A 783-nucleotide genomic window follows, 5' to 3' on the forward strand; every position below is an offset into this window, starting at 1 on the left:
TGCCGAGCTGTTCGACACCGCCGCCGTAGAAGAGGCCCTTGGCGTCGGACTGGACCCCGCCGGTGGCGAAGAAGCCGACCAGGATGGAGCCGATGATGCCGCCGACCAGGTGGACGCCGACGACGTCCAGGGAGTCGTCGTAACCGAACTTGTACTTGAGGCCGACGGCCATGGCGCAGAGGACACCGGCGATGGCGCCGACCGCGATGGCGCCGAGCGGGGAGACGGAGCCGCCCGCGGGGGTGATGGCGACCAGACCGGAGACCGCGCCGGAGGCGGCGCCGAGGGTGGTGAAGGAGCCGTGGCGCAGCTTCTCGTAGACGAGCCAGCCGAGGACGGCGGCGGCGGTGGCGACCTGCGTGTTGAGGAACATGACCGCGCCGACGCCGTCGTCGTTGCCGAGCCAGGACCCGGCGTTGAAGCCGAACCAGCCGAACCAGAGGAGGGCCGCGCCGAGCATGACGAGCGGCAGGCTGTGCGGCCGCATCGGGTCCTTCTTGAAGCCGATGCGCTTGCCGATGACGAAGATCACGCCGAGGGCCGCGGCACCCGCGTTGATGTGGACCGCCGTACCACCGGCGAAGTCGATGACGCCCATCTCGAAGAGCCAGCCGCCCGAGCCCCAGACCCAGTGGGCGACGGGGAAGTAGACGATGGTGACCCACAGGACGATGAACAGCGCCCACGCGGTGAACTTCACGCGGTCGGCGAGCGCACCGCTGATCAGGGCCGGGGTGAGGACGGCGAACATCAGCTGGAAGGCGGCGAAGACGTACACCGGGA

Annotated in this window: 1 pseudogene; it reads right to left on the reverse strand. The window is 69.6% G+C overall.

Features of this window, described 5'->3' with window-relative positions:
- A pseudogene (locus tag RNB18_RS50700) lies at positions 1-783 on the reverse strand (ammonium transporter); the annotation flags it as partial.

The organism is Streptomyces doebereineriae, from assembly GCF_031845645.1.
Classification (GTDB): Bacteria; Actinomycetota; Actinomycetes; order Streptomycetales; family Streptomycetaceae; genus Streptomyces; species Streptomyces canus.